Here is a 26,060-nt window from a genome sequence, read left to right on the forward strand (position 1 = left end):
CTCAAGCCGGCAGCGGACGGGTTACGGGGGCGGCGTTCGCGGCTGGCGTGCTCGGCATGCGAGTCAGGCGCAGGGCGTTGAGCACCACGGTCAACGAACTGAGGGACATGCCAATCGCCGCCCAGATCGGGGTGATCCAGCCGAGGGCGGCAAACGGCAACATCAGGCCATTGTACAGCCCGGCCCACAGCAGGTTTTCAATGATTACCCGACGGGTGCGCCGGGCCAGGGTAAAGGCTTGTACCAGGGCGTCGAGGCGGTTCGACAGCAGTACCGCGTCGGCACTGGTCTTGGCCAGGTCGGTGGCCGAGCCCATGGCCACGCTGATATCGGCGGCGGCCAGCACCGGCACGTCGTTGACGCCGTCACCGAGCATCAGCACCTTGCGGCCTTCCTTGTGCAACTGTTGCAGCATTTGCAGCTTGTCGTCTGGGCGCAGGCCGCCGTGGGCTTCATCGATGCCCAGCTCAAGGGCGACGCTGGCGACCATTGGCGAGCTGTCGCCGGACAGCAGCAAGGTGCGCCAGCCGCGGGCCTTGCAGGCGGCGAGCAGGGCGGGGGCGTCGCTGCGCAGGCGATCATCCAGAACAAACCAGGCGAGTGCGCCGTCGGCGTCCCCCAGCAGCAACCATTGCCCGGCTTCCTTTGGCGAGGCGGGAAGAGCGCAGCCGCTCAATTCGCAGACAAAACCCGGCTGGCCAATGCGCAACCGGCGTTTACCGACAATGCCTTCCAGCCCCAGTCCCGGCATGCTGAGCACTTCATCCGCCGCCAGTGGTGCGCGGCCGAATGCGCGGGCAATCGGGTGTTCAGAACGTTGCTCCAGCGCGGCAGCAAGGCTCAGGCATTCGTCGCTGCCCAGCACACCCAGCGCACGGATGGCGCGCAAGGCCAGGCGGCCTTCGGTGAGGGTGCCGGTCTTGTCGAAAATCACTGTGTCGATCTGGTTCAGGCCTTCCAGCACGTGGCCCCGGGTCAACAGCAGGCCGAGTTTGTGCAGGGTGCCGGTGGCTGCCGTCAGGGCGGTTGGCGTCGCCAGGGACAGGGCACAAGGGCACGTTGCAACCAGCATCGCCAAGACAATCCAGAACGCCCGTGACGAGTCCAGCTCCCACCACACCAGACCGATCACAGCAGCGGCGATCAACGAACACAACAGGAACCATTGGGCGGCGCGGTCGGCGATTTCCGCCAGCCGGGGTTTTTCCGCCTGGGCCCGCTCCAGCAGGCGCACGATGGCCGACAGGCGCGTGTCGTGGCCCAGGGCGCGGACTTCGACGGTCAGCGCGCCTTCGACGTTGAGGGTGCCGGCGGTAACCGCATCGCCGACCTGGCGCGGCTGCGGCAGGTACTCGCCGGTCAGCAGGGATTCGTCGATGCTCGACTGGCCGTCGAGGATGATGCCGTCTGCCGGCAGCACCGCGCCCGGATGCACCAGCACCCGGTCGCCCAAGACCAGCTCGCTGAGCAGGATCCGTTGACTTTGCCCATCGGCACTCATGCGCAGGCACGAAGCCGGCAACAGATTGACCAACTGCGCGGTCGCCGCCGCCGTACGTTCCCGGGCGCGGCGCTCCAGGTAGCGTCCGGCCAACAGGAACAGGGCAAACATGCCGACTGCATCGAAATACAGCTCGCCGGTGCCGGTGATGGCAGTCCAGATCCCGGCCAGGTACGCACCGCCGATTGCCAGCGATACCGAGACATCCATGGTCAGGTGGCGGGTGCGCAGGTCGCGCATCGCGCCTTTGAAGAAGGGCGCGCAGCTGTAGAACACGATTGGTGTTGTAAGAAACATCGCGACCCAGCGCAGGATCACGTGCAGCTCGGGGCTCAGGTCGATATTGAATTCCGGCCAGGTGGCCATCGTTGCCATCATTGCCTGGAACCACAACAGCCCGGCCACGCCCAATTGACGCAACGCCAGACGGTTTTCGCTGGCCAGTTGTTCGGCGGCGCGGTCGGCTTGGTACGGGTGGGCGGCGTAGCCGATGTGGCGCAACTCGCCGAGCAGCTGGCTCAGTGGCAGTTGCCCATCGGCCCAACGCACGTGCAGGCGGTGGTTGGACAGGTTCAGCCGCGCCTCGGCCACGGCCGGCAGGTTGCGCAGGTGTTTTTCGATCAGCCAGCCACAGGCAGCGCAACTGATGCCCTCCATCAACAGCGTGGCTTCCGACAGATCACCGTCGTGGCGCACGAAGGGCTTTTGCACATCTGCACGGTCATACAGCGCCAGCTCGTCCACCAGTTGCACCGGCAGCGCATCGGGGTTGGCCGAGGCTTCGCTGCGGTGCTGGTAATAGCTTTCCAGGCCACCGGCGACAATCGCCTCAGCCACCGCCTGGCAGCCCGGGCAACACAGCTCGCGGGACTCGCCGAGAATCACGGCGGTGAACCGGCTGCCGGGCGGCACGGGCAGGGCGCAGTGGTAGCAAGGAATTGGGGTGGTCATGGCCGATGCTATTTTTTCAGGTCTTCAGCACCCTGCAGCGGCTCGTCGCCCAGCAGCAAGTCCTTGTCATGGCTGACCTGTTCTTCTTCAAACATGCGCCAGGTCCTGTCGCCTTCCACACCCAGCAATTCGACGAAGCGGCGGCCTTCGACCTTGTCGGTCACCTGGCCGATGTAGCGGCCAGGCTCGCTGTCGCTGCGGGTCAGGATGATCTTGCGATCCTTCTCCGGCTGGGTCGGCGAAATCAGGTTCAGTTCCAGCGTGCCGGGCCCGCTGTTGCCGGTCAGGTGCAACTCGACTTCGCCGGTCAACTCATCCAGGTGCACCTTGGCACGCAGTTGCAGGGTCTGGGCCAGTAGCTCGCGGTCCAGTGAGCGGTTGATGCCTTTGCCGGCCTCGTAGTAGTTGTCGTTGACCAGGTTGTCGGGGTTGTTCACCGCGATGGTCACCATGGACAAGGTCAACGTCACCGAGCAGGCCAGGATCCCAATGATGATCCAGGGCCAGAGGTGCTTGTACCAGGGGCTTGCGGCAGTTGCTGCGGGCATTGTTCTGCTCTCTTGTTTAGCGAATTTGTGGGCCGATGAATCGGCTCTTGGCTTCAATGTGGACGCTGTCGTCATCGGCATCCTTGAGGATGAATTTCACCTCGTTGGTGCTCGACGGCAGTTGTTCCGGTGCGCTCGACAGCTCCACCGGCATGCTGAAGATCTCCCCGGCAGCCACCTTGATCTCGCGCCGGCCTTGCAGCTTGAGGTCCGGCAGGCCTGCGGCTTCCAGCACGTAAGTGTGGTCGCGCTGGTCCTTGTTCATGATCTTCAGGCTGTAGACGTTTTCGATCCGGCCTTCGGCGTTTTCGCGGTACAGCACTCGGTCCTTGCTGACGTCGAAACCCACCAGAGAACGCATGAAGAATGCGCCTGCCAACAGGCCCATCATCGCCAGCAGCACCAGGGCATAACCGATCAGGCGCGGGCGCAGTTTATGGGTTTTCTGCCCCGACAGGTTGTGCTCGGTGGTGTAGCTGATCAGCCCGCGCGGATACTCCATCTTGTCCATGATGTTGTCGCAGGCGTCGATGCAGGCCGCGCAGCCGATGCATTCGATCTGCAGGCCGTCACGGATGTCGATGCCGGTGGGGCACACCTGCACGCACATCGTGCAATCGATGCAATCCCCCAGGCCCTCGGCCTTGTAGTCGATACCTTTTTTGCGCGGGCCACGGGTTTCGCCACGGCGCGGGTCGTAGGACACGATCAGGGTGTCCTTGTCGAACATCACGCTCTGGAAACGTGCGTATGGGCACATGTAGATGCACACTTGCTCGCGCAGCCAACCGGCGTTGCCGTAGGTAGCGAGAGTGAAAAAACCTACCCAAAAATACGACCAGCCATCGGCCTGGCCGGTGAAGAAGTCGAACACCAGTTCCCTGATCGGTGAGAAGTAACCGACGAAGGTCATGCCGGTGACGAAGCCGATGATCAGCCACAGGCTGTGCTTGCTGAGCTTGCGCAGGAACTTGTTGGCGCTCATCGGCGCCTTGTCCAGTTTGATGCGCTGGTTGCGGTCGCCTTCGGTGACTTTTTCGCACCACATGAAGATCCAGGTCCACACGCTTTGCGGGCAGGTGTAGCCGCACCAGACGCGTCCGGCATACACGGTGATGAAGAACAGGCCAAACGCCGCGACGATCAGGATGCCCGACAGCAGGATGAAATCCTGGGGCCAGAAGGTCGCGCCAAAAATAAAGAACTTACGCTCCGGCAGGTTCCACCACACGGCCTGGTGGCCACCCCAGTTCAGCCACACGGTGCCGAAGTAGAGCAGGAACAAACCGGCGCCACCGAGCATCCGCAAATTGCGGAACAAACCGGTGAAGGCGCGGGTGTAGATTTTCTCCCGCGATGCGTAGAGATCGACAGTGTTGCTTGAATTTTTGGCAGGCGGGGTAACGTCATGTACCGGAATCTGGTTGCTCATCATTGCATCCCACGGCAGTGGAGATTTGCCTCGGCCAGTACGTGCCAACCGGGGTCAAAATAGGGGTGTTGCAGTGGCCTAATGATACGCCCCTGATACCCTTCGACGGGTGCGACCTTTGGTCGCGTTGGGGGAAATCAATTGATGGTGTACGTGACCTGGATCAATTGACTTGTGAAGTATGGACGGTTTTTGCAGCCTTACCGGTCATTCGTCCCAGGGATTGATCAGCGCGACGCCGCTGGATTGAAAGTCACTGATGTTGCGGGTGACCACTGTCAGACCATGAACCAGCGCGGTCGCAGCGATCAGCGAGTCACTTTCGTTTGCTTGGTCTGGCACATGCAAGCTGGCACAGCGCAGGGCAACGGCTGCATCAATCGGAAGGATTCTGGCATCAAACGCCGGCATTACATGGCGCTTGAGCCATGTGCGCAAAACCTTCCCCTGAGCGGGGTCACGCCGCTCCATGCGCAGGACCCCTGTTTCCAGTTCCTTCAAGGTAATGGCTGAAATATACATCCGTGGTGCGATGACACTTTTGGCCCAGGCGACCACGTTGGCATCGGCCTGGGGTTTGCGCAGTTCAGAAATGACATTGGTGTCGAGTAGATACATCAAGAGAAGTCCACGGGTCGATGAATGATCACGGCGCGTTCGGTTTCGAACTCGATATCTGCCGCTTCTGGCATCACCAACAGGTCAACGATGTCGGCATTGAGGCCTGTCAGTTTTTGGTAGTCCTCAATGCTTAGCAGTACATGGGCAGGCTTGCCCCGATCAGTGATAAAAACCGGGCCCTGGCGGGCGGCTTTTTTGGCACCGCTTGTGTCTTGATTGAATTCACGGCTGGAGATGGTGGTGATGGTCATGGGGGCTAGCCTCCTCATGGGGTACGAATGTAGATACGTTACTACTGCGGTTTTTCTTGATCAACCTCAAATGTAGATACGTTGCTAGGTAGCGCCGGATTTTTTTGGATTGAAATCAAAACGGCCCCGCCAACTTTCGCTGGCGGGGCCGTTTTTTATTACCGTTTTGCCTTACTCGGCGTCCGCCGGCTTGTCCCCATGGGACAGGCTGTAAACATACGCCGCCAGCAGGTGCACCTTGTCGTTCCCCTGCAACTGCTCTTGCGCAGGCATCTGGCCCTGACGGCCATAACGGATGGTCTGCTGCAGTTGCGCGAAGCTCGAACCGTAGATGAACGCGCCCGGGTGTGTCAGGTCAGGTGCGCCCATGGCGGGAGTACCTTTCCCGGCGGGACCGTGGCACGCCACGCAGTTGGCGGCGAAGAGTTTCTCGCCGTTGGCCACGTCAGCCTTGGCGCCTTCCGGCAGTTTGCGGCCATCCAGGTTGGTCACCACAAAGCCGGCCACGTCGGCCACGCCTTGCTCGCCAATGACTTCGGCCCAGGCCGGCATCACCGCGTGGCGGCCTTTCATGATGGTTTCCTTGATGGTGGCCGGCTCACCGCCCCAGCGCCAGTCGGCGTCGGTCAGGTTGGGGAAGCCATACGCGCCCTTGGCGTCGGAACCGTGACACACCGAGCAGTTGGAGGCGAACAGGCGGCCACCCATCTTCAAGGCTTGCGGGTCCTTGGCCACTTCTTCAATCGGCATGGCAGCGAACTTGGCGAAGATCGGCCCGAACCGGGCGTCCGACTTGGCCATTTCCTTTTCCCATTCGTGCACGCCGGTCCAGCCGGTCTGACCGTTGGCGAAGGGGGTTTGCTTGTCGTTGTCAAGGTAGTTGTAGCCCGGCAGCAGGCCTTTCCAGTTGCCCAGGCCAGGGTACAGCGCCAGGTAACCGAGGGCGAAGATGATGGTGCCGACGAACAACATGAACCACCATTTCGGCAGCGGGTTGTCGTACTCCTCGATGCCGTCGAACGAGTGGCCAACGGTTTCATCGGTTTGCTCGGCGCGCTGGCCCTTGCGGGTCGACAGCAGCAGCCAGGTCAGGGCGAAAATGGTACCCAGACTGAGGACTGTGACGTACAGACTCCAGAACGTAGTCATTCTTTGTTACTCCTAGACGCTTCTACGACGTGCTTGATGGCTTCGGGATCATCCGCGAAGGGCAGCAACGTCGCGTCTTCAAACTCCGACTTGCGCTTGGGGCTGAACACCCACAAGGCCAGGCCGATAAAGGCCACCATCACGACAACGGTGCCCAGGCCTCGAATCATCCCGATATCCATCTCGATCACCGTTTGCTTTTGATGATGGTGCCAAGGCCTTGCAAGTAGGCCACCAGTGCGTCCATTTCGGTCTTGCCCTTCACGGCAGCTGCCGCGCCGGCGATGTCTTCGTCGGTGTAAGGCACGCCGAGGGTGCGCAAGACTTCCATCTTCTTGGCGGTGTCCTTGCCGTCGAGTTTGTTTTCGACCAGGAACGGGTACGCCGGCATTTTCGACTCGGGCACGACGTTGCGCGGGTTGTACAAGTGCGCACGCTGCCAGTCATCGGAGTAACGACCGCCGACCCGGGCCAGGTCCGGGCCAGTGCGCTTGGAGCCCCACAGGAACGGGTGGTCCCATACGCTTTCACCGGCTACCGAGTAGTGGCCGTAGCGTTCGGTTTCGGCGCGAAACGGACGGATCATCTGCGAGTGGCAGCCGACACAGCCGTTGGCGATGTAGACGTCGCGGCCTTCCAGCTCAAGGGCGGTGCGCGGCTTCATGCCTTCCACCGGCTTGTTGGTCACGTCCTGGAAAAACAGCGGAACGATCTGGGTCAGGCCGCCGATACTCACGGCGATGACCATGAAGAAGGCCAGCAGGCCGATATTCTTCTCGACTACTTCATGCTTCATCAGTGAGCTCCCACAACGGCGATCTGGGTGGCGGCTTCGGCTTCTTTAGGGTCGGAGGCACGCACGGTGCGCCACACGTTGTAGGCCATGAAGAACATGCCGCTGGCAAAGATCGCACCGCCGAGGGCGCGCACAATGTAACCCGGATGGCTGGCTTGCAGCCCTTCGACGAAGGAGTAAGTAAGGGTGCCGTCGTCGTTGATCGCACGCCACATCAGGCCCTGGGTGATGCCGTTGACCCACATCGAGGCGATGTAGAGCACGGTACCGATGGTGGCCAGCCAGAAGTGTGTGTTGATCAGGCTGACGCTGTGCATCTGCGCACGGCCGAACAGTTTCGGGATCATGTGGTACAGCGCACCGATGGAGATCATCGCTACCCAACCGAGAGCGCCGGCGTGTACGTGGCCGATGGTCCAGTCGGTGTAGTGGGACAGCGAGTTGACGGTCTTGATGGCCATCATCGGGCCTTCGAAGGTCGACATGCCGTAGAACGCCAGGGATACCACGAGGAACCGGAGGATCGGGTCGGTGCGCAATTTATGCCAGGCGCCCGACAGGGTCATCATGCCGTTGATCATGCCGCCCCAGCTTGGGGCCAGCAGGATGATCGACATCGCCATGCCCAGGGACTGTGCCCAGTCCGGCAATGCGGTGTAGTGCAGGTGGTGCGGACCGGCCCAGATGTACAGGGTGATCAGCGCCCAGAAGTGCACGATGGACAGGCGATAGGAGTAGATCGGACGCTCGGCCTGTTTCGGCACGAAGTAGTACATCATCCCCAGGAAACCGGTGGTGAGGAAGAAGCCTACGGCGTTGTGGCCGTACCACCACTGGATCATCGCGTCCGTCGCACCGGCGTAGGCCGAGTAGGACTTGAAGAAGCTCACCGGCAAAGACGCGTGGTTGACGATGTGCAGCATCGCCGTTACCAGGATAAACGCCCCGTAGAACCAGTTGCCGACGTAGATGTGCTTGGTCTTGCGCTTGACGATGGTGCCGAAGAACACCACCGCGTAGGTCACCCAGACAATCGCCAGCAAAATGGCGATCGGCCATTCCAGCTCGGCGTATTCCTTGGTGGTGGTGTAGCCCAGCGGCAGGGTGATGATCGCGCCAACGATGACCGCTTGCCAGCCCCAGAAGGTAAAGGCAGCCAATGCATCGGAAATCAGTCGCGTTTGGCAGGTTCGCTGCACGACGTAGTAAGAAGTGGCAAACAGTGCACATCCACCGAAGGCGAAAATCACCAGGTTGGTGTGCAGCGGGCGCAGGCGTCCAAACGTCGTCCATGGCAGGCCAAAATTCAACTCTGGCCAAACCAGTTGCGAGGCGATGAAGACACCGAGCCCCATGCCAAGGATCCCCCAGACCACCGTCATGATGGCGAACTGGCGGACTACCTTATAGTTATAAGCAGTCGGACTGATTGCTGTGCTCATTCTAAGGTTCCACGGTTTAGGTTTTTTTATAGGGTAAAAATCGGTCGCAAGTATGGAGAAAGCAAGATTCCATTGCAACGCAAGGTGACCTGCGTCAATGCGTTCCAAACCAGATTCTGCGCCCTTTCCATGTTTGGCGTAAGGACAAAATTCAGGGTTAAAAGTTGACGACTTGGACAGGATTTTAAGCGGGTCGAAGGTACTTGTAACTGAGTGTGTGTAAACAAGCAGCTCGGGTGACGAGTGGTCAGTGGCACGACAGCCGGTAAGTACCAGCCTTTGCGCCTGTCATCGAGCAGAAATGTTTCAACCCATCGAGTGCAAGTCGGCCGTCGACCGGCCAATGCCAGTCCACTGTGCAAACAAGCGTAGACCCGAATGGCAGGAGGGGAAAGTCGCTGATCGGAAGGGTGCGACAATGGGTCGCAAAAAAGCCGCGCCTGAATCAGGCGCGGCTTTTGGGTAGTGCGCGATTACTCGGGTTGGCTGTCAGGCGTTGCGCCATCGGCGTTATGGGACAGGCTGTAGACGTAGGCTGCGAGCAAATGCACCTTGTCATTGCCTTGCAGCACTTCCTGCGCGGGCATCTGGCCTTGGCGGCCGTGGCGAATGGTCTGCTGCAACTGCGCCAGGCTGGTGCCGTAGATAAAGCCGCTGGGCTGCGTCAGGTTCGGTGCGCCCATGGCTTCCACACCATGGCCTTGCGGACCGTGGCAGGCGACACAGGTGGTGCTGAACGCCACCTGGCCCGCTGCGACATCCGCCGTGCTGTCCGCCGGCAACGGCAGGCCCGCGAGTTCATGGCGCACGTAGGCCGCGACGTTTTTCACACCGTCTTCACCCAGCACTTCACCCCAGGCCGGCATCGCTGCATGACGGCCATTCATGATGGTCATCTTGATTGCGTCCGCCGAGCCGCCCCAGCGCCAGATGTTGTCTGCCAGGTTCGGGAAGCCATAGGCGCCCTTGGCGTCCGAGCCGTGGCACACCGCGCAGTTGGAGGCAAACAGGCGGCCGCCCATTTTCAGCGCTTGCGGGTCCTTGGCGACTTCTTCCACGGGCATGGCTGCGAATTTGGCGAAGATCGGCCCGAACTTGGCGTCGGCCTTGGCCATCTCCTTGTCCCATTCCTTGGTCTGGGTCCAGCCGTCTTCATAGCCCGGCAACACGCCTTTCCAGTTGCCCAGGCCCGGGTAGAGGATCAGGTAGCCGACGGCAAACACCAGGGTGCCGGCGAACAGCATGAACCACCATTGCGGCAGCGGGTTGTCGTACTCCTCGATCCCGTCGAAGGCGTGGCCCATGGTCTGGTCCACGCTGCCCTTGGTCTCGCCCTTGCGGGTGCCGATCAACAGCCAGGTCAGGCCGATCAGGCTGCCGAGGGTCAGTACACAGATCCATGTACTCCAGAAGGTAGTCATGGCCGGTTGCTCCTTGTTGCAGGCTCTTCTTGAGCGTCGGGGGTTGGCGGTAGCGGTTCATCGGCAAACGGCAGCAGGCAGGCTTCGGCGAACTCCGAATTGCGCCGGGAGTTGAACACCCACAGCGACAAGCCGATGAAGGCGATGGCCACGACCAGCGTGCCAAGCCCGCGGATGGTTCCAGCATCGAAATCAAATCCCATGGCTCACCTCTTGCTCTTGATGGCAGTGCCGAGCACTTGCAGGTACGAAACCAGCGCGTCCATCTCGGTCTTGCCCTTGAGGGAGGCCACGGCGCCGGCGATGTCATCGTCGGTGTACGGCACGCCGAGGGTGCGCATCACTTTGAGCTTGGTCTCGGTGTGGCTGCTGTCCACCGCAGCGGTGACCAGCCATGGATATGCCGGCATCTTCGATTCCGGCACCACGTTGCGCGGGTTGTACAAGTGCGCGCGGTGCCAGTCGTCCGAGTAGCGCGCGCCGACGCGGGCCAGGTCCGGCCCGGTGCGCTTGGAGCCCCACAGGAACGGGTGATCCCACACGCTTTCACCGGCCACCGAGTAGTGGCCGTAGCGCTCGGTTTCGGCACGGAACGGGCGGATCATCTGCGAGTGGCACTGTACGCAACCTTCGCGGATGTAGATGTCGCGGCCTTCCAGTTGCAGCGCGGTGTAGGGCTTCATGCCTTCCACCGGCTTGTTGGTCACATCCTGGAAGAACAGCGGCACGATCTGGGTCAGGCCGCCGATGCTCACGGCGAGCACCATCAGCAGCATCAACAGGCCGACGTTCTTTTCAATGGTTTCGTGTTTCATCATCGACTCCTCAGGCCATCTGCGCGGCGTTGATCACTTCGGCAGGCTGCGCCGAACGCACGGTGCGCCACGTGTTGTAAGCCATCAGGAACATGCCGCTGAGGAAGACCGCCCCGCCCACCAGCCGCACGATGAAGCCTGGGTGGCTGGCCACCAGGGTTTCGACGAAGGAGTAGGTCAAGGTGCCGTCTTCGTTGACCGCACGCCACATCAGGCCCTGGGCAATGCCGTTGACCCACATCGAAGCGATGTAGAGCACGGTGCCGATGGTGGCCAGCCAGAAGTGCGCGTTGATCAGGCCGAGGCTGTACATCTGCTCGCGACCGAAGACTTTCGGGATCATGTGGTACAGCGCGCCGATGGAGATCATCGCTACCCAACCGAGGGCGCCGGCGTGCACGTGGCCGATGGTCCAGTCGGTGTAGTGGGAGAGGGCGTTGACCGTCTTGATGGCCATCATCGGCCCTTCGAAGGTCGACATGCCGTAGAACGCGAGAGACACGACAAGGAAGCGCAGGATCGGGTCGCTGCGCAACTTATGCCAGGCGCCCGACAAGGTCATCATGCCGTTGATCATCCCGCCCCAGCTTGGCGCCAGCAGCACCAGCGACATCACCATGCCCAGGGACTGTGCCCAGTCCGGCAGCGCGGTGTAGTGCAGGTGGTGCGGGCCGGCCCAGATGTACAGGGTGATCAGTGCCCAGAAGTGCACGATGGACAGGCGATAGGAATACACCGGACGCTCGGCCTGTTTCGGCACGAAGTAGTACATCATCCCCAGGAAGCCTGCGGTGAGGAAAAAGCCTACCGCGTTATGCCCATACCACCACTGCACCATGGCATCCGTCGCACCGCCGTACAGCGAGTAGGACTTGGTCAGGCTGACCGGGATTTCCAGGTTGTTGACGATATGCAGAATGGCCACGGTGATGATGAACGCACCGAAGAACCAGTTACCGACGTAGATGTGCTTGGTGTTGCGCTTGGCCACCGTGCCGAAGAACACGATGGCGTAGGCCACCCAGACGATGGTGATCAGGATGTCGATCGGCCATTCCAGCTCGGCGTATTCCTTGGAGCTGGTGTAGCCCAGCGGCAAGGTGATCGCTGCCAGCACAATGACCAGTTGCCAGCCCCAGAAGCAGAACTGCGCGATCCTGGGGGCGAACAGCTGGGTCTGGCAGGTGCGTTGCACCGAGTAGAAAGAGCTGGCAAACAGCGCGCAACCGCCGAAGGCAAAGATCACCGCGTTGGTGTGCAGCGGGCGCAAACGGCCGAAACTGGTCCAGGGCAAATTGAAGTTGAGTTCGGGCCATACCAACTGGGCAGCGAGAAAAACCCCGAGCCCCATGCCGACGATGCCCCACACCACCGTCATAATGGCGAATTGGCGGACCACCTTGTAGTTATAGGCGGTACTTAAAGTAGTGTTCATGGTTCCCCATCCACGGTTCAACCCAAGCAAATGCGGCACTTGGGCTGGAGTTATAGGCAGACTAAAAAGCGAGGCAAGCATGGGCAAAGAGCACAAGGCCAGTATTGACGGGGATCAATGGGCGCAGTGTGTGCGGGAACGCGGCTGGTTGTGGGATGTCGCCACAGGGTCTATCGCGCGTACGCCCGCGACGTTGATCCTGGCCCACGGCGCGGGTGCGCCGATGGACTCGGGATTCATGAATGACATGGCTGCACGCCTTGCCGGGCATGGCGTGAACGTGTTGCGCTTCGAGTTTCCCTACATGGCCCAGCGCCGTGTGGACGGCGGCAAACGCCCACCCAATCCAGCCCCGAAACTGCTGGAATGCTGGCGTGAGGTGTATGCCGAGGTGCGACGTCATGTCGCTGGGAAACTGGCGGTTGGCGGCAAGTCCATGGGCGGGCGGATGGCCAGTTTGCTGGCGGATGAACTGGGCGCGGATGCGTTGGTGTGCCTGGGTTATCCGTTTTATGCGGTGGGCAAGCCGGAGAAACCCCGGACCGAGCATCTGGCCGGGCTGAAGACGCCGACGTTGATTGTGCAGGGTGAGCGGGATGCGCTGGGCAATCGGGCGGCGGTGGAAGGGTATGTGTTGTCGCCGAGCATCGAGGTGATGTGGCTGGTAGCGGGGGATCATGATTTGAAGCCGTTGAAGGCTTCGGGGTTTAGTCATGAGCAGCATTTGGAGGCTGCGGCGGTGAGGGTGGCCGGGTTTCTCGGCGCCTGATAGGACCCTTTCGCGAGCAAGCCCGCTCCCACATTTGAAATGCATTCCAAATGTGGGAGCGGGCTTGCTCGCGAAAGCGATTTACCGGTTAAACCGCTCTACCAGCGAATACTGGGTATTGGCGGTATGCGTCAGCTCTTCACTCAACTGCGCCGAGTTCAACGCCTGTTCCGATGTCTGGTCCGCCAACAGCGCAATGGTGCTGATGTTACGGCTGATCTCTTCCGCTACCGAGCTCTGCTCCTCGGTCGCCGCCGCAATCTGCGCCGTCATGTCGGTGATATGCGCCACCGCTTCACTGATCCCGATCAGCGCCTGGTCCGCTTCCATCACCCGCGCCACACCTTCCTCCGCCTGGCGATGCCCGGCGTCCATGGTCTGTACGGCGGCATTGGCGGTTTGTTGCAGCTTGGCGATCAGCGCGTGAATCTGCCCGGTGGACTCGCTGGTACGCTGGGCCAGTTGCCGCACTTCGTCGGCCACCACTGCGAAGCCCCGGCCCATCTCGCCGGCACGGGCCGCTTCGATGGCCGCGTTCAGCGCCAGCAGGTTGGTCTGGTCGGCGATGCCTTTGATCACATCCACCACGCCGCCGATCTCATCGCTGTCTTTGGCCAGTTGAGTCACGGTCACGCCGGTTTCGCCGACCGCCACCGACAGGCGCTGAATCGCCTCGCGGGTTTCGCCGGCGATATCACGGCCACGCCCGGTCAGGCGATTGGCTTCCTGGGTGGCATCGGCGGTGCGTTGTACGTGGCTGGCGACTTCCTGGGTCGTCGCGGCCATTTGATTGACCGCCGTGGCCACCTGTTCGGTCTCCACGCGCTGACGCTCAAGCCCGCTGGAGCTGTTATGCGCCAGGGTATTGGACTGCGCCGCCTGAGAGTTGAGGTGTTCAGCCGTGTCCTGCAAACGGGTAAGACACGTCTTCAGGCGCGCCTCCTGGCTGAGGATCGACATCTCCAGACGCGCCTGGGCGCCGCGGCTGTCGGTGTACATCTGCGCAATCAGCGGGTCGGACGTGGTCTGCTCGGCCAGGCGCAGCAAACGCTTGAGCCCGCGCTGTTGCCAGCTCAGGCCCAACAGGCCCAGCGGCACCGACAGTGCGGCGGCCAGGGCAAAGCCCCAATGAGAGTCGAGCCATACACCGATCAGGAAGCTCAGTTGGCTGACCAGGATAAACGGCAGCCAGTCCTGCAACACCGGCAACCACTTGTCACTGCTCGGAATCGCCGACTTGCCCTGGTTGATACGCTGGTAAAGCGCCTCGGCACGGCGGATCTGCTCGGCGGTGGGCTTGACCCGCACCGACTCGTAGCCGATCACCTGATTGCCGTCGAAGACCGGTGTCACGTAGGCGTTGACCCAATAGTGATCACCGCTCTTGCAGCGGTTCTTGACGATGCCCATCCATGGCAAGCCTTGTTTGAGCGTCGACCACATATGTGCGAACACTGCCGCCGGAACATCCGGATGACGAACCAGGTTGTGCGGGGCACGCATCAGTTCGTCATGGGAAAACCCACTGATCTCGACAAAGGCGTCGTTGCAGTAGGTGATCACGCCTTTGGCATCCGTGGTGGAGATCAACCGTTGCTGAGCGGGGAAGGTACGTTCGCGCTGGGTAACGGGTTGGTTATTACGCATGAGTTTTCAATCCGCAAGGCTTTGATTAGTTGTCGGCCGTTACGGGGTTTTATTTAACTTAATTTTTGCAACAATCGGCTCAGCCTCAGCCCGCCAGCATCGGATAGGTAAACAACCCGAAATGCAGCAGGTTCAAGCCGAAGTGCGTAACGATTGCCGCGCCCAACCCACCAAAGCGATATGCCAGGCCATAGCCTACGCCTGCGATGGTCGCCAGCAACGTCCACTGCCAGCCGGCACCCAGGTGCACCAGGCCGAACAGCAGGGCTGCCAACAACAGTGCGAGGTTTTCACCGTAAGGCAGTTGTCTGAAGCGTCGGCTCAGGCCGCCCTGGATGTAACCGCGAAATAACGCTTCCTCCACCAGGGTTACCAGCAGCAGGTTGTTCAACACCCACAGCCACGCCTGTTCCGGCCACTTCGGCGCCCAACTGATAACCCCCAGCAACGCAGCGCCGCCAAGTGCGGCAATCGCCGTCAGGGTCAATGCCATCGCCGTGGCATAGATCGACAGTCGCAATGAACGTCGCGCCACAATCCATGGGCAGGCCAGCAGCAGCCAAAAGCCGATCAGCGGCTTGTCCTGGTTCAGGTACATCGAGAACGGCACGGCATCATCAGTAAAGCGCTGCGGTGCTATCCCGCGACCGTTGTAGAACCCCGGCAGCCAATGCATCGCCAGCCCCAGCGCCAGCACGATAAACAGGCCGTGGCCGAGATAGCGCACCCAAGGATTTCGCTGCTGGCGCACGGCAAACCCGGCCAGCAGCAACATGGCGACGGACAACGCCGCCATCAAACCCAGTTGCCCGTAGCTCAAGGCGAGTACATAGCCGATGGAAAGAAGCGCCAGGTACAGCCATGGCAGAGCAAGCATGGGGAATCCTTGTGACTATCGAAATCTGAGGGCGGCAGTATAACGAGCGTCACCGACGGTAAAAATGAAAACACCGCCTGGGGAGGCGGTGTTTTGTGTAGCGCGTGTCAGTTACGAGGCAATCAGCTGCCGCAACACGTAGTGCAGGATCCCGCCGGCCTTGAAGTACTCGACCTCATTCAGCGTATCGATACGGCACAGCACTTCGACCTTCTCGCTGCTGCCGTCTTCACGGGTGATCACCAGCGTCAGGTTCATGCGCGGTTCGATCTCGGCATGGGTCAGCCCGAGGATGTCGATCTTCTCCTTGCCGGTCAGTTTGAGTGCCTTGCGGTTCTGGTCCAGCTTGAATTGCAGCGGCAACACGCCCATGCCCACCAGGTTGGAGCGGTGGATCCGCTCGAAGCTCTCGGCGATCACCGCCTTGACCCCCAGCAGGTTGGTGCCCTTGGCGGCCCAGTCGCGGCTTGAGCCGGTGCCATATTCCTGGCCGGCGATCACCACCAGTGGGGTGCCCGAGGCCTGGTATTTCATGGCGGCATCGTAGATCGGCATTTTCTCGCCGGTCGGGATGTAGATCGTGTTGCCGCCTTCCTCACCGCCGAGCATTTCGTTGCGGATGCGGATGTTGGCGAAGGTGCCGCGCATCATCACTTCATGGTTGCCGCGACGTGAGCCGTAGGAGTTGAAGTCCCGCGGTTCGACACCTTGCTCGCGCAGGTATTTGCCGGCCGGGCTGTCGGTCTTGATGTTACCGGCGGGGGAGATGTGGTCGGTGGTCACCGAGTCCCCCAGCAACGCCAGCACGTTGGCGCCCTTAACGTCTTCGATCACCGGCAGCGGGCCACCAATGTCGTCGAAGAAGGGTGGATGCTGAATGTAGGTGGAATCCTTCTGCCACACGTAAGTAGCGGCCTGTGGCACTTCAATGGCCTGCCACTGTTCGTCGCCGGCAAACACCTCGGCGTATTCCTTGTGGAACATCCCGGTGCTGACTTGGGCGACGGCGTCGGCGATTTCCTTGCTGCTGGGCCAGATGTCCCGCAGGTACACCGGTTTCCCGTCCGAGCCGGTGCCCAGCGGTTCGCTGCTGATATCCATACGCACCGTGCCGGCCAAGGCGTAGGCCACGACGAGGGGCGGGGAGGCCAGCCAGTTGGTTTTCACCAGCGGGTGCACCCGGCCTTCGAAGTTACGGTTGCCCGAAAGCACCGAAGCTACGGCCAGGTCGGCTTTCTGGATGGCTTTTTCGATCGGCTCGGGCAGCGGCCCGGAGTTGCCGATGCAGGTGGTGCAGCCATAACCCACCAGGGCGAAGCCCAGCTTGTCGAGGTATTGGGTCAGCCCCGCCGCTTTGTAGTAGTCGGTGACCACCTTGGAGCCGGGTGCCAGGGAGGTTTTCACCCATGGCTTGCTCTTCAATCCTTTCTCCACGGCCTTTTTCGCCACCAGGCCCGCCGCCATCATCACGCTGGGGTTGGAGGTGTTGGTACAGGAGGTAATCGCCGCGATCACCACCGCGCCGTTTTTCAGGCGGTAGGTCTGGCCTTCGAAGTCGTAATCGGCTTCACCGATCAGGTCGGCGTTGCCCACCGCAACGCCACCGCCGCCTTCACTTTCCAGGCGGCCTTCTTCCTTGTTGGTGGGTTTGAATTGCAGGTCGAGAAAGTCGCTGAAGGCTTGGCCGACGTTAGGCAGAGAAACACGGTCTTGCGGGCGTTTCGGCCCGGCAAGGCTGGCTTCGACGCTGCCCATGTCCAGCGCCAGGCTGTCGGTGAAGATGGGCTCCTGACCGGCGTTGCGCCACAGGCCCTGGGCCTTGGTGTACGCCTCTACCAGTTTGACGGTTTCCGCAGGACGGCCCGACAGGCGCAGGTAGTCCAAAGTCACTTCGTCCACTGGGAAGAAGCCGCAGGTGGCGCCGTATTCCGGTGCCATGTTGGCAATGGTCGCACGGTCGGCCAGTGGCAGGTCGGCCAAACCGTCGCCATAGAATTCGACGAATTTCCCGACCACACCCTTTTTACGCAGCATCTGGGTGACGGTCAGCACCAGGTCGGTGGCGGTGATGCCTTCTTTCAGTTTGCCGGTGAGCTTGAAGCCGATCACTTCCGGGATCAGCATCGACACCGGCTGCCCGAGCATCGCGGCTTCCGCTTCGATCCCGCCCACGCCCCAGCCCAGTACGCCGAGGCCGTTGATCATGGTGGTGTGGGAGTCGGTGCCTACCAATGTGTCGGGGAAGGCGTAGGTGCGGCCGTCTTCATCTTTGGTCCAGACGGTGCGGCCGAGGTATTCCAGGTTGACCTGGTGGCAGATGCCGGTGCCCGGTGGCACTACGCTGAAGTTGTCGAAGGCGCTCTGGCCCCAGCGCAGGAAGGCGTAGCGTTCGCCGTTGCGCTGCATTTCGATATCGACGTTTTCTTGAAAGGCGCCGGTGGTGGCGAACTTGTCGACCATCACCGAGTGGTCGATCACCAGGTCCACCGGTGACAGCGGGTTGATGCGCTGCGGGTCACCGCCGGCCTTGGCCACCGCGGCGCGCATGGCAGCCAGGTCGACCACGGCGGGCACGCCGGTAAAGTCCTGCATCAGCACACGGGCGGGGCGGTATTGAATCTCGCGGTCGGAGCGGCGCTCCTTGAGCCAGGCGGCAATGGCCTTGAGGTCGGCGCCGGTGACGGTCTTTTCGTCTTCCCAGCGCAGCAGGTTTTCCAGCAGTACCTTGAGGGACATCGGCAGTTTGTCCAGGTCACCCAGGCTCTTGGCGGCTTCGGGCAGGCTGAAGTAGTGATAGGTCTTGTCGTCAATCTGTAAGGTTTTAAGGGTTCTCAGGCTATCAAGGGATGACATTACATGACTCCTTATGGTCCGCACGGCTACGGACCTGACGGGACGAACAGAGCTTCTAAATTAGCCCTGTTTTAAGTAGCTGGCTAATTACTGGACTCTATGGACAAGTCCAAGGTTCCGAACTCGGCTATCATGCGCGCGTTTTCATGACAGGCATTGCGCTATAGCAAGCCCGTGATCCAGGAGAGTTGATGAACACCCTTTTTATGCACTGCCGCCCGGGTTTTGAAGGCGAAGTCTGTTCCGAGATCGCGGAACACGCCGCTCGCCTGAACGTTTCGGGCTATGCCAAGGCCAAGACCGGCAGCGCCTGCGCCGAATTTGTCTGTACCGAAGAAGACGGCGCGCAGCGCCTGATGCGCGGCCAACGCTTTGCCGAGCTGATCTTCCCAAGGCAGTGGGCGCGTGGAGTGTTCATCGATTTGCCGGAAACCGACCGCATCAGCGTGATCCTCGCGCACCTGCGGGATTTCCCGGTGTGCGGCAGCCTGTGGCTGGAAATGGTCGACACCAACGACGGCAAGGAACTCTCGAACTTCTGCAAGAAATTCGAAGTGCACCTGCGCAAGGCGCTGATGGCTGCCGGCAAACTGGTGGAAGACGCCAGCAAGCCGCGTCTGTTGCTGACCTTCAAGAGTGGCCGTGAAGTGTTCATGGGCCTGGCCGAGTCGAACAACTCGGCGATGTGGCCGATGGGCATTCCGCGCCTGAAATTCCCGCGGGACGCGCCAAGCCGTTCGACCTTGAAGCTGGAGGAGGCCTGGCACCACTTTATCCCCCGTGATCAGTGGGACGAGCGCCTGCACAGCGACATGACCGGCGTCGACCTCGGCGCCGCGCCTGGCGGCTGGACCTGGCAGTTGGTCAACCGTGGCATGCTGGTGACCGCCATCGACAACGGCCCGATGGCCGAAAGCCTGATGGATACCGGCCTGGTGCAGCACTTGATGGCCGACGGCTTCATCTACACCCCCAAGCAGCCGGTGGACTGGATGGTGTGCGACATCGTCGAGAAACCGGCGCGTAACGCGGCCCTGCTGGAAACCTGGATCGGCGAGGGGCATTGCCGCGAGGCGGTGGTTAACCTGAAGTTGCCGATGAAGCAGCGTTATGCCGAAGTGAAGCGCCTGCTTGAACGCATCGCGGAAGGCTTCAAGGAGCGGGGCATTCGGGTGGAGATTGGCTGCAAGCAGCTGTACCACGACCGTGAAGAAGTGACCTGCCATCTGCGTCGGCTGGATGTAAAGAAGCCAAAGTCCCGGTAAACCCGCTCCCTGTAGGAGCGAGCTCGCTCGCGAAAACCTTGAGGGCGCCGCTGCCTACCTGGTGCCCCGCATTACCGCTAAAATGCCGGCCTGTTTAGGAGTAAACCATGAGCCTGACCCCTGATTTACCCGTCGACGCCACCCTCGACGCCACCGGCCTCAACTGCCCCGAACCGGTGATGATGCTGCACCAGCACATCCGTGACCTGGCGCCTGGCGGCTTGCTCAAGGTGATCGCGACCGATCCGTCGACCCGTCGCGATATCCCCAAGTTCTGCGTGTTTCTCGACCATGAGCTGGTGGACCAACAGGAACAGGCTGGCACCTACCTGTACTGGATCCGCAAGAAGTCCCTGTAGGAGCGAGCTTGCTCGCGAAGGTCGTTAACGATAACGCGGGCTGCCAGGCTTAACGCGGCGCTCCAGGGTTTTTCGCGAGCAAGCTCGCTCCTACAGTTTTTTTTCGTGGCGAATCCGCTTGCGTGCACTGCGCACCAGGCGGATTACCAGCATCGCCGCCGCACAGCTCAGGCCCACGATCAGGCCCTGCCACAAACCACTCGGGCCGCGCGCCTGGCCCAGCCACTCAGTCAACCCCAGCACGTAGCCCACCGGCAAGCCCACACCCCAATACGCAAACAGCGTCAGCACCATGGTCACCCGTGTGTCCTGGTAACCGCGCAAAGCGCCGGCGGCCGTGACCTGGATCGCGTCCGAGAACTGAAACAACGCCGCAAACACAATCAGCATCGCCGCCACCTGGATCACCAGCGGGTCCTGGGTGTAGAGGGTGGCGATCTGTTCGCGAAACAGCAGCATCAGGCTGCAGGACAGGCAGGCATACACCAGCGCCGTGCCCATCCCGACACCTGCCGCGAAGCGCGCCTCACGGGGTTCGCCACGGCCCAGGGCCTGGCCCACGCGCACGGTGACCGCCATGCTCAGGGAGTAGGGAATCATGAACACCAGCGAGCTGAAGTTCAGCGCGATCTGGTGCCCGGCTACCACCGTGGCGCCGAGGCTGCCGATCAGCAGCGCGATCACCGCAAAGATGCTCGACTCTGCAAACACCGCAATCCCGATCGGCAAGCCGATGCTCAGCACGCGCTTGATCACCGACCATTGCGGCCAGTCAAAGCGCTTGAACAGCTCGCTGCTCTGATACACCGGCGCCCAGCGGGTCCAGGCGGCCAGGCCGAGCATCATTACCCACATCACGATTGCCGTGGCCCAGCCACAACCAATACCGCCCATGGCCGGCACGCCGAAGTGGCCGTAGATAAACACATAGTTCAGCGGAATATTCAGCGCCAGCCCGCACAGGCCCATGACCATGCTCGGCCGCGTTCGGCCCAGGCCGTCGCTGAAACACCGCAATACGTAATACAGCGCAATGGCCGGCATGCCCGAGGCGATACCGTGCAGGTAGCCCATGCACGGCTTGATCAGCTCGGGATCGACCTTCATCAAATGCAGGATCGGTTCGGCGCTGATCAGCAACAGCAGCGCGGTAATCCCCACCACCAGGGCCAGCCACATCGACTGTCGCACCAGCGGGCCGATTTCGCCGTGGGTGCCGGCGCCAAAGCGCTGGGCGACTTTCGGCGTGGTGGCCAGCAGCGTGCCGGTCATCAGCAGGTACACCGGGATCCAGATGGAGTTGCCCAAGGCGACCGCCGCCAGGTCCCGGGAGCTGACACGCCCGGCCATGACCGCATCGACAAAACCCATGGCCGTGGTCGCCAGTTGCCCGATCATGATCGGCAAGGCCAGGGCCAGCAGGTTGCGTACTTCAAGGCTGACGCGGGCGGGGCGGGAGAGGGCGGTGGTGGCAGTGTTCACGTACAGATGTCCGATAAGGGGAAGCGCAGGACGGCGCATTCTACGCCTTGACGTGTTGGTCAGGAAAAAACCTGTGTTGTGGATTTGTAAACACATCCCAGCGCAAATGTTGCTTTTTTTGGCGAGGGAGCAAGCTCCCTCGCCACGAGGAAAACCGCTGTACACTGCTGATCCGCGAAAGGAGCCTGCCATGCTGATTGTTGCCGACGAAAATATCCCGCTGCTCGATGCATTCTTCGAAGGATTCGGCGAGATTCGCCGGGTTCCAGGCCGGTCCATCGACCGCGCGACGATCGAACAGGCCGATGTGCTGCTGGTGCGTTCGGTGACCAACGTCACCCGTGCCTTGCTCGAAGGCTCGCCGGTGCGGTTTGTCGGCACCTGCACCATCGGCACTGATCACCTCGACCTTGATTACTTCCAGCGCGCCGGCATCCAGTGGTCCAGCGCTCCTGGCTGCAACGCCCGTGGCGTGGTCGACTATGTGCTGGGCAGCCTGCTGACCCTCGCCGAGATCGAAGGCGCCGACCTGGCCCAACGCACCTACGGCGTGATAGGCGCCGGTGAAGTCGGCGGGCGCCTGGTCAAGGTGCTCAAGGCGTTGGGCTGGAAGGTGCTGGTGTGCGACCCGCCCCGGCAGATCGCCGAGGACGGTGACTACGTCAGTCTGCAGCAGATTGTCGAGCAGTGCGATGTGATCAGCCTGCACACGCCGCTGAACAAATCCGGCAACGGTTCTACCTGGCACTTGTTCGATCGCGAGCGCCTCAACCAGCTCAAGCCCGGCGCCTGGCTGATCAACGCCAGCCGCGGCCCGGTGGTGGACAATGCCGCCCTCAGGGACGTGCTGCTGGAGCGCGAAGACTTGCAGGCGGTGCTGGATGTGTGGGAAGGCGAGCCTCAGGTGGACGTCGACCTGGCCGACTTGTGTGTGCTGGCCACCCCGCATATCGCCGGCTACAGCCTGGACGGCAGGCAGCGCGGCACGGCGCAGATCTACCAGGCGCTGTGCCGGTATCTTGGCCAGGAGGCGACCATTCAACTCAGCGACTTGCTGCCGGAACCGTGGTTGGCCGAGGTCACCCTCAACGCCAATACCGACCCGGCCTGGGCGCTGGCGGCCCTGTGCCGTGGGGTGTACGACCCGCGCCGTGATGACGCGGACTTTCGCCGCAGCCTCGTAGGCACCGTGGACGAGCAGCGCAAGGCGTTTGACCAACTGCGCAAGCACTACCCGCCGCGGCGTGAGATTGAGGGTTTGAAGGTGCGAATCAACGGCGATTCTGCGGCCTTGTCTAACATCGTGGCGGCATTGGGCGCGCAGGCAATCTGAAGGCATAAAAAACCCGGCCATCAAGGCCGGGTTTAAAAGAGCGTGGGCGATTCAGCCTCGCTTGGCAGGCTTGACCAATTTCTGTTCCAGTTCGGCGCAGGCGCTCTGGATCATCTCTTCGGTGATTTGCACTTCGCGGCCTTGAGCGTCGATGTATGAGCAAGGCAACTGCTGCGGTTGGCGGATCACTTCAATTTTGGCGTTGCTGCTGTTTTGCAAGGACATGGCCCGTCTCCTCATCAGGTTGTGTACCTACTTTAAAATCACCGCGTGACCGCGTTGTTACAACTCCTTGCGCGGTCAGCAGATCGAATGCCCAGTCCAGCAGAAACCGATACAAATTTCCAGCCGGGCCTTAGACCGATAACCTCTAGGGCCTGGGTTCGGTAAGCATAATTAACCTGACTCATTGTGATTCGCTCAAGTTCCCCCCATGTAGCTATGTAGGTTCCCGTCTCCCACCCTCAGGTGAAACCCTCCATGCTCTCAGCCCGTCAACGCCGCGCGATTCGCCTGGCCAGCCGCTTCGTCGCTCCCTACCGCTGGCAGGCCCTGGGGGCCTTGTTGGCGTTGATCGTCACCGCCGGCATCACCTTGTCCATGGGGCAGGGTATTCGCCTGCTGGTAGACCAGGGCTTCATGACCCAGTCGCCGCACCTGCTCAACCAGTCCATCGGCCTGTTCATGATTCTGGTGCTGGGCCTCGCGGTGGGCACCTTTGCGCGGTTTTACCTGGTGTCGTGGATCGGCGAACGGGTGGTGGCAGACATCCGGCGGCAGGTGTTCAACCATTTGATCTACCTGCACCCGGGCTTCTATGAAAACAACCGCAGTTCGGAAATCCAGTCGCGCCTGACCACCGACACTACCTTGCTGCAATCGGTGATCGGCTCCTCGCTTTCGCTGTTCCTGCGCAACGCCCTGATGGTGATCGGCGGGATCGTGCTGTTGTTTGTCACCAACCCCAAGCTCACCAGCATCGTGGTAATAGCGCTGCCACTGGTACTGGCGCCGATCTTGATCTTCGGCCGCCGGGTACGCAGCCTGTCGCGCCAAAGCCAGGACCGGATCGCCGATGTCGGCAGCTACGTGTCCGAGACCCTCGGCCAGATCAAGACCGTGCAGGCCTACAACCACCAGGTGCAGGACGAGCAGCGCTTTGCGGTGACGGTGGAAGAGGCGTTCACCACCGCACGCAAGCGTATCCTGCAGCGTTCGTGGCTGATTACCCTGGTGATCATGCTGGTGCTGGGCGCCGTGGGCGTGATGCTCTGGGTCGGCGGCATGGACGTGATTAGCGGGCGGATTTCCGGTGGTGAACTGGCTGCGTTCGTGTTCTACAGCCTGATCGTCGGCAGTGCCGTGGGCACTTTGAGTGAAGTGTTGGGCGAGTTGCAGCGGGCGGCCGGTGCGGCAGAGCGGATTGGGGAATTGCTGCAATCGAGTAATGAGATCAAGGCGCCCGAGGCTAACGTCATCAAGCTGCCGGAGCGGGTCAGCGGCCGCCTGGAAATCCAGGATCTGCGCTTCTCCTATCCGTCGCGCCCGGATCGTTTTGCCATCGACGGCTTGAGCCTGAGCATCAATGCCGGTGAAACCCTGGCCCTGGTCGGCCCGTCGGGCGCGGGCAAATCGACAATCTTCGATCTGTTGCTGCGTTTCTACGATCCTCAGCAAGGCCGCATCCTGCTTGAAGGTCAGCCGCTGACCGAACTGGACCCGCTGGACCTGCGCCGCTGTTTCGCCCTGGTGTCCCAGAGCCCGGCGCTGTTCTTCGGCACTGTCGAAGAGAACATCCGCTACGGCAATCCATCGGCCACCTTTGCCCAGGTCGAAGAAGCGGCGCGCATCGCCCACGCCCACGATTTCATCCTGCAAATGCCCGACGGCTACCAGACCCACCTGGGCGATGGCGGCATGGGCCTTTCCGGCGGCCAGCGTCAACGCCTGGCCATCGCCCGGGCGCTGCTGGTGGACGCACCGATCCTGCTGCTGGACGAAGCCACCAGCGCACTGGATGCCCAGAGCGAACACCTGATCCAGCAAGCGCTGCCACAGTTGATGGAAGGGCGCACCACGCTGGTGATTGCCCACCGGTTGGCCACGGTGAAGAACGCCGACCGGATTGCCGTGATGGACCAGGGGAAGCTGGTGGCGGTGGGGACGCATCAGCAACTGATCGCCAGCAATCCGCTGTATGCACGGCTGGCGGCGTTGCAGTTCAGTGATGGTACTGAAGTTGATTGAGGCAGTGAGGCTGTGGTGCGACCGTTCCTTAGGGCATTATGTTGGCTTTCGTTACAGACTTGGATGAGGAAATGAGCCGCTATCAACCTCCGTTGACCCTGACTGCCAAGATGTTGAGTCTGGTTGCTGATATCAGTGAGCAGATTGGTCAGCTTTCAGCTGGCGACGACAGCCGGCAGACCCCGCAATTGAGGCGTGGCAACCGGATTCGTACGATTCAGGCTTCGTTGGCCATCGAGAACAACACCCTGAGTGTCGAACAGGTGACCGCTGTGCTGGAAGGCAAGCGTGTGTTGGGCTTGCCCCGGGAGATTCAGGAAGTACGCAACGCTTTTTCCGCTTACGAGGCTATGCCGCAGTGGGCACCGGGCGAACGTGCGGACCTGCTGCGTGCCCATAAGTTATTGATGTATGGCTTGATCGACGATGCGGGTCGGTTTCGTCAGGCGGGCGTAGGGATCTATCGGGGCGAACAGTTGGTGCACATGGCGCCGCCGGCGAGCCGTGTTACGCATTTGGTTGATGATTTGCTGAAGTGGCAGTCCGCCTCTGACTGGCATCCACTGATCGTTAGCTGCGTCTTTCACTATGAATTCGAGTTTATCCATCCTTTTGCCGATGGAAACGGGCGTATGGGCCGCTTATGGCAAACCCTGATTCTCAGTCAGTGGCGCCCGGTGCTGGCTTACTTGCCGGTAGAGGCGGTGATTCGCGAGCAGCAGGATGCTTATTACGCCGCATTGTCGGCGGCGGACAAGCAGGCAGAGGCAACGCCCTTTGTCGAGTTCATGCTGCAAGCCTTGAACCTTGCGCTGGCAGAAGCGGTGCAAAGCGAGTCCCCGGCAGCGCTATAAAAAATGCCCGCA

23 protein-coding genes and 1 pseudogene are annotated in these 26,060 nt (G+C 61.3%); 6 read left to right on the forward strand and 18 right to left on the reverse strand.

The genetic code is table 11. From position 1 onward, the window contains the following. Position 1: 1 nt before the first annotated feature. From AU074_RS26285 to ccoN (AU074_RS26345), 13 genes are all read right to left on the reverse strand, one after another. A complete protein-coding gene (locus tag AU074_RS26285; RefSeq protein ID WP_076017214.1) occupies positions 2-2,452 on the reverse strand; it encodes a heavy metal translocating P-type ATPase in 2,451 nt (816 codons plus the stop codon). 8 nt (positions 2,453-2,460) lie between these two features. After that, the gene (locus tag AU074_RS26290) at positions 2,461-3,000 is read right to left on the reverse strand and encodes a FixH family protein (RefSeq protein WP_010176382.1); all 540 of its coding nucleotides are present in this window, start codon (positions 2,998-3,000) and stop codon (positions 2,461-2,463) included. A gap of 16 nt (positions 3,001-3,016) precedes the next feature. Continuing rightward, the gene (gene ccoG / locus AU074_RS26295) at positions 3,017-4,432 is read right to left on the reverse strand and encodes a cytochrome c oxidase accessory protein CcoG (protein WP_076017215.1); all 1,416 of its coding nucleotides are present in this window, start codon (positions 4,430-4,432) and stop codon (positions 3,017-3,019) included. Between the two features lie 207 nt (positions 4,433-4,639). Further along, positions 4,640-5,050 (reverse strand): type II toxin-antitoxin system VapC family toxin, encoded by a 411-nt coding sequence (locus tag AU074_RS26300; protein WP_076017216.1) that lies wholly within the window; start codon positions 5,048-5,050, stop codon positions 4,640-4,642. Next, complete coding sequence (locus tag AU074_RS26305) at positions 5,050-5,304, reverse strand: type II toxin-antitoxin system Phd/YefM family antitoxin (RefSeq protein ID WP_010176379.1); 255 nt, start codon at positions 5,302-5,304, stop codon at positions 5,050-5,052. Before AU074_RS26305 ends, AU074_RS26300 begins: the two co-directional genes overlap by 1 nt. A gap of 171 nt (positions 5,305-5,475) precedes the next feature. Then, entirely contained in the window at positions 5,476-6,453 is a 978-nt protein-coding gene (gene ccoP / locus AU074_RS26310; protein ID WP_076017217.1) for a cytochrome-c oxidase, cbb3-type subunit III, read from the reverse strand. Further along, entirely contained in the window at positions 6,450-6,635 is a 186-nt protein-coding gene (locus AU074_RS26315; RefSeq protein WP_008437575.1) for a CcoQ/FixQ family Cbb3-type cytochrome c oxidase assembly chaperone, read from the reverse strand. The genes ccoP (AU074_RS26310) and AU074_RS26315 overlap by 4 nt, the downstream gene beginning before the upstream one ends. Positions 6,636-6,640: 5 nt before the next feature. Continuing rightward, on the reverse strand, positions 6,641-7,249 hold the full coding sequence (ccoO, locus tag AU074_RS26320; protein ID WP_003193167.1) for a cytochrome-c oxidase, cbb3-type subunit II: 609 nt from the start codon (positions 7,247-7,249) through the stop codon (positions 6,641-6,643). Then, a complete protein-coding gene (gene ccoN / locus AU074_RS26325; RefSeq protein WP_076017218.1) occupies positions 7,249-8,691 on the reverse strand; it encodes a cytochrome-c oxidase, cbb3-type subunit I in 1,443 nt (480 codons plus the stop codon). Before ccoN (AU074_RS26325) ends, ccoO (AU074_RS26320) begins: the two co-directional genes overlap by 1 nt. A 473-nt stretch (positions 8,692-9,164) precedes the next feature. Next, positions 9,165-10,112 (reverse strand): cytochrome-c oxidase, cbb3-type subunit III, encoded by a 948-nt coding sequence (ccoP, locus tag AU074_RS26330; RefSeq protein WP_076017219.1) that lies wholly within the window; start codon positions 10,110-10,112, stop codon positions 9,165-9,167. Further along, on the reverse strand, positions 10,109-10,315 hold the full coding sequence (locus tag AU074_RS26335) for a cbb3-type cytochrome c oxidase subunit 3 (protein ID WP_008437576.1): 207 nt from the start codon (positions 10,313-10,315) through the stop codon (positions 10,109-10,111). The genes ccoP (AU074_RS26330) and AU074_RS26335 overlap by 4 nt, the downstream gene beginning before the upstream one ends. 3 nt (positions 10,316-10,318) lie before the next feature. After that, positions 10,319-10,927: a cytochrome-c oxidase, cbb3-type subunit II gene (ccoO, locus tag AU074_RS26340; RefSeq protein ID WP_076017220.1), complete on the reverse strand. Its 609-nt coding sequence runs from the start codon at positions 10,925-10,927 to the stop codon at positions 10,319-10,321. Between the two features lie 10 nt (positions 10,928-10,937). Beyond that, positions 10,938-12,362: a cytochrome-c oxidase, cbb3-type subunit I gene (ccoN, locus tag AU074_RS26345; RefSeq protein WP_076017221.1), complete on the reverse strand. Its 1,425-nt coding sequence runs from the start codon at positions 12,360-12,362 to the stop codon at positions 10,938-10,940. A 79-nt stretch (positions 12,363-12,441) separates the two neighbouring features. Here ccoN (AU074_RS26345) and AU074_RS26350 point away from each other — a divergent pair, with 79 nt between their 5' ends. After that, positions 12,442-13,131, forward strand: a complete 690-nt coding sequence (locus AU074_RS26350; RefSeq protein ID WP_076017222.1) for an alpha/beta family hydrolase — start codon at positions 12,442-12,444, stop codon at positions 13,129-13,131. Between the two features lie 81 nt (positions 13,132-13,212). Here AU074_RS26350 and AU074_RS26355 read toward each other — a convergent pair whose 3' ends face one another. The 3 genes from AU074_RS26355 to acnA form a co-directional block, all read right to left on the reverse strand. Then, the gene (locus AU074_RS26355) at positions 13,213-14,778 is read right to left on the reverse strand and encodes a PAS domain-containing methyl-accepting chemotaxis protein (protein WP_076017223.1); all 1,566 of its coding nucleotides are present in this window, start codon (positions 14,776-14,778) and stop codon (positions 13,213-13,215) included. Between the two features lie 85 nt (positions 14,779-14,863). After that, complete coding sequence (locus AU074_RS26360) at positions 14,864-15,655, reverse strand: CPBP family intramembrane glutamic endopeptidase (protein WP_076017224.1); 792 nt, start codon at positions 15,653-15,655, stop codon at positions 14,864-14,866. A 111-nt stretch (positions 15,656-15,766) separates the two neighbouring features. After that, positions 15,767-18,508 carry an aconitate hydratase AcnA gene (acnA, locus tag AU074_RS26365; RefSeq protein WP_076017225.1) on the reverse strand — a complete coding sequence of 914 codons (2,742 nt, stop codon included), beginning with the start codon at positions 18,506-18,508 and terminating at the stop codon, positions 15,767-15,769. Positions 18,509-18,699: 191 nt separating this feature from the next. Between acnA and rlmM the strand changes: the two genes are divergently transcribed. Next, positions 18,700-19,773 carry a 23S rRNA (cytidine(2498)-2'-O)-methyltransferase RlmM gene (gene rlmM, locus AU074_RS26370; RefSeq protein WP_076017226.1) on the forward strand — a complete coding sequence of 358 codons (1,074 nt, stop codon included), beginning with the start codon at positions 18,700-18,702 and terminating at the stop codon, positions 19,771-19,773. Positions 19,774-19,880: 107 nt separating this feature from the next. Continuing rightward, positions 19,881-20,132 (forward strand): sulfurtransferase TusA, encoded by a 252-nt coding sequence (gene tusA / locus AU074_RS26375; RefSeq protein WP_076017227.1) that lies wholly within the window; start codon positions 19,881-19,883, stop codon positions 20,130-20,132. A 90-nt stretch (positions 20,133-20,222) separates the two neighbouring features. On the opposite strand, the gene AU074_RS26380 is transcribed toward tusA, so the two are convergent. After that, positions 20,223-21,614 carry an MATE family efflux transporter gene (locus AU074_RS26380; protein ID WP_076017228.1) on the reverse strand — a complete coding sequence of 464 codons (1,392 nt, stop codon included), beginning with the start codon at positions 21,612-21,614 and terminating at the stop codon, positions 20,223-20,225. A gap of 190 nt (positions 21,615-21,804) precedes the next feature. On the opposite strand from AU074_RS26380, the gene pdxB reads away from it, so the two are divergent. Then, positions 21,805-22,947 (forward strand): 4-phosphoerythronate dehydrogenase PdxB, encoded by a 1,143-nt coding sequence (pdxB, locus tag AU074_RS26385; protein WP_076017229.1) that lies wholly within the window; start codon positions 21,805-21,807, stop codon positions 22,945-22,947. Positions 22,948-22,998: 51 nt separating this feature from the next. Here pdxB and AU074_RS34220 read toward each other — a convergent pair whose 3' ends face one another. Next, positions 22,999-23,172 carry a PA1571 family protein gene (locus AU074_RS34220; protein WP_010176367.1) on the reverse strand — a complete coding sequence of 58 codons (174 nt, stop codon included), beginning with the start codon at positions 23,170-23,172 and terminating at the stop codon, positions 22,999-23,001. Positions 23,173-23,427: 255 nt separating this feature from the next. On the opposite strand from AU074_RS34220, the gene AU074_RS26390 reads away from it, so the two are divergent. Further along, positions 23,428-25,194 carry an ABC transporter transmembrane domain-containing protein gene (locus AU074_RS26390; RefSeq protein WP_076017230.1) on the forward strand — a complete coding sequence of 589 codons (1,767 nt, stop codon included), beginning with the start codon at positions 23,428-23,430 and terminating at the stop codon, positions 25,192-25,194. Between the two features lie 71 nt (positions 25,195-25,265). Further along, a pseudogene (locus AU074_RS26395) lies at positions 25,266-26,030 on the forward strand (Fic family protein); the annotation flags it as partial. Between the last annotated feature and the right edge of the window lie 30 nt (positions 26,031-26,060).

The sequence above is a fragment of the Pseudomonas sp. ATCC PTA-122608 genome, assembly GCF_001952855.1.
GTDB lineage: Bacteria > Pseudomonadota > Gammaproteobacteria > Pseudomonadales > Pseudomonadaceae > Aquipseudomonas.

Coding starts and splice junctions, on each gene's coding strand:
- tusA (WP_076017227.1), top strand. CDS start 19,881: ATGAGCCTGACCCCTGATTTACCCGTCGACGCCACCCTCGACGCCACC.
- AU074_RS26285 (WP_076017214.1), bottom strand. CDS start 2,452: ATGACCACCCCAATTCCTTGCTACCACTGCGCCCTGCCCGTGCCGCCC.
- AU074_RS26360 (WP_076017224.1), bottom strand. CDS start 15,655: ATGCTTGCTCTGCCATGGCTGTACCTGGCGCTTCTTTCCATCGGCTAT.
- pdxB (WP_076017229.1), top strand. CDS start 21,805: ATGCTGATTGTTGCCGACGAAAATATCCCGCTGCTCGATGCATTCTTC.
- ccoO (WP_076017220.1), bottom strand. CDS start 10,927: ATGAAACACGAAACCATTGAAAAGAACGTCGGCCTGTTGATGCTGCTG.
- ccoP (WP_076017219.1), bottom strand. CDS start 10,112: ATGACTACCTTCTGGAGTACATGGATCTGTGTACTGACCCTCGGCAGC.
- AU074_RS34220 (WP_010176367.1), bottom strand. CDS start 23,172: ATGTCCTTGCAAAACAGCAGCAACGCCAAAATTGAAGTGATCCGCCAA.
- AU074_RS26390 (WP_076017230.1), top strand. CDS start 23,428: ATGCTCTCAGCCCGTCAACGCCGCGCGATTCGCCTGGCCAGCCGCTTC.
- AU074_RS26315 (WP_008437575.1), bottom strand. CDS start 6,635: ATGGATATCGGGATGATTCGAGGCCTGGGCACCGTTGTCGTGATGGTG.
- acnA (WP_076017225.1), bottom strand. CDS start 18,508: ATGTCATCCCTTGATAGCCTGAGAACCCTTAAAACCTTACAGATTGAC.
- rlmM (WP_076017226.1), top strand. CDS start 18,700: ATGAACACCCTTTTTATGCACTGCCGCCCGGGTTTTGAAGGCGAAGTC.
- ccoG (WP_076017215.1), bottom strand. CDS start 4,432: ATGAGCAACCAGATTCCGGTACATGACGTTACCCCGCCTGCCAAAAAT.
- AU074_RS26335 (WP_008437576.1), bottom strand. CDS start 10,315: ATGGGATTTGATTTCGATGCTGGAACCATCCGCGGGCTTGGCACGCTG.
- AU074_RS26305 (WP_010176379.1), bottom strand. CDS start 5,304: ATGACCATCACCACCATCTCCAGCCGTGAATTCAATCAAGACACAAGC.
- ccoN (WP_076017218.1), bottom strand. CDS start 8,691: ATGAGCACAGCAATCAGTCCGACTGCTTATAACTATAAGGTAGTCCGC.
- AU074_RS26350 (WP_076017222.1), top strand. CDS start 12,442: ATGGGCAAAGAGCACAAGGCCAGTATTGACGGGGATCAATGGGCGCAG.
- AU074_RS26300 (WP_076017216.1), bottom strand. CDS start 5,050: ATGTATCTACTCGACACCAATGTCATTTCTGAACTGCGCAAACCCCAG.
- ccoN (WP_076017221.1), bottom strand. CDS start 12,362: ATGAACACTACTTTAAGTACCGCCTATAACTACAAGGTGGTCCGCCAA.
- ccoP (WP_076017217.1), bottom strand. CDS start 6,453: ATGACTACGTTCTGGAGTCTGTACGTCACAGTCCTCAGTCTGGGTACC.
- AU074_RS26355 (WP_076017223.1), bottom strand. CDS start 14,778: ATGCGTAATAACCAACCCGTTACCCAGCGCGAACGTACCTTCCCCGCT.
- ccoO (WP_003193167.1), bottom strand. CDS start 7,249: ATGAAGCATGAAGTAGTCGAGAAGAATATCGGCCTGCTGGCCTTCTTC.
- AU074_RS26290 (WP_010176382.1), bottom strand. CDS start 3,000: ATGCCCGCAGCAACTGCCGCAAGCCCCTGGTACAAGCACCTCTGGCCC.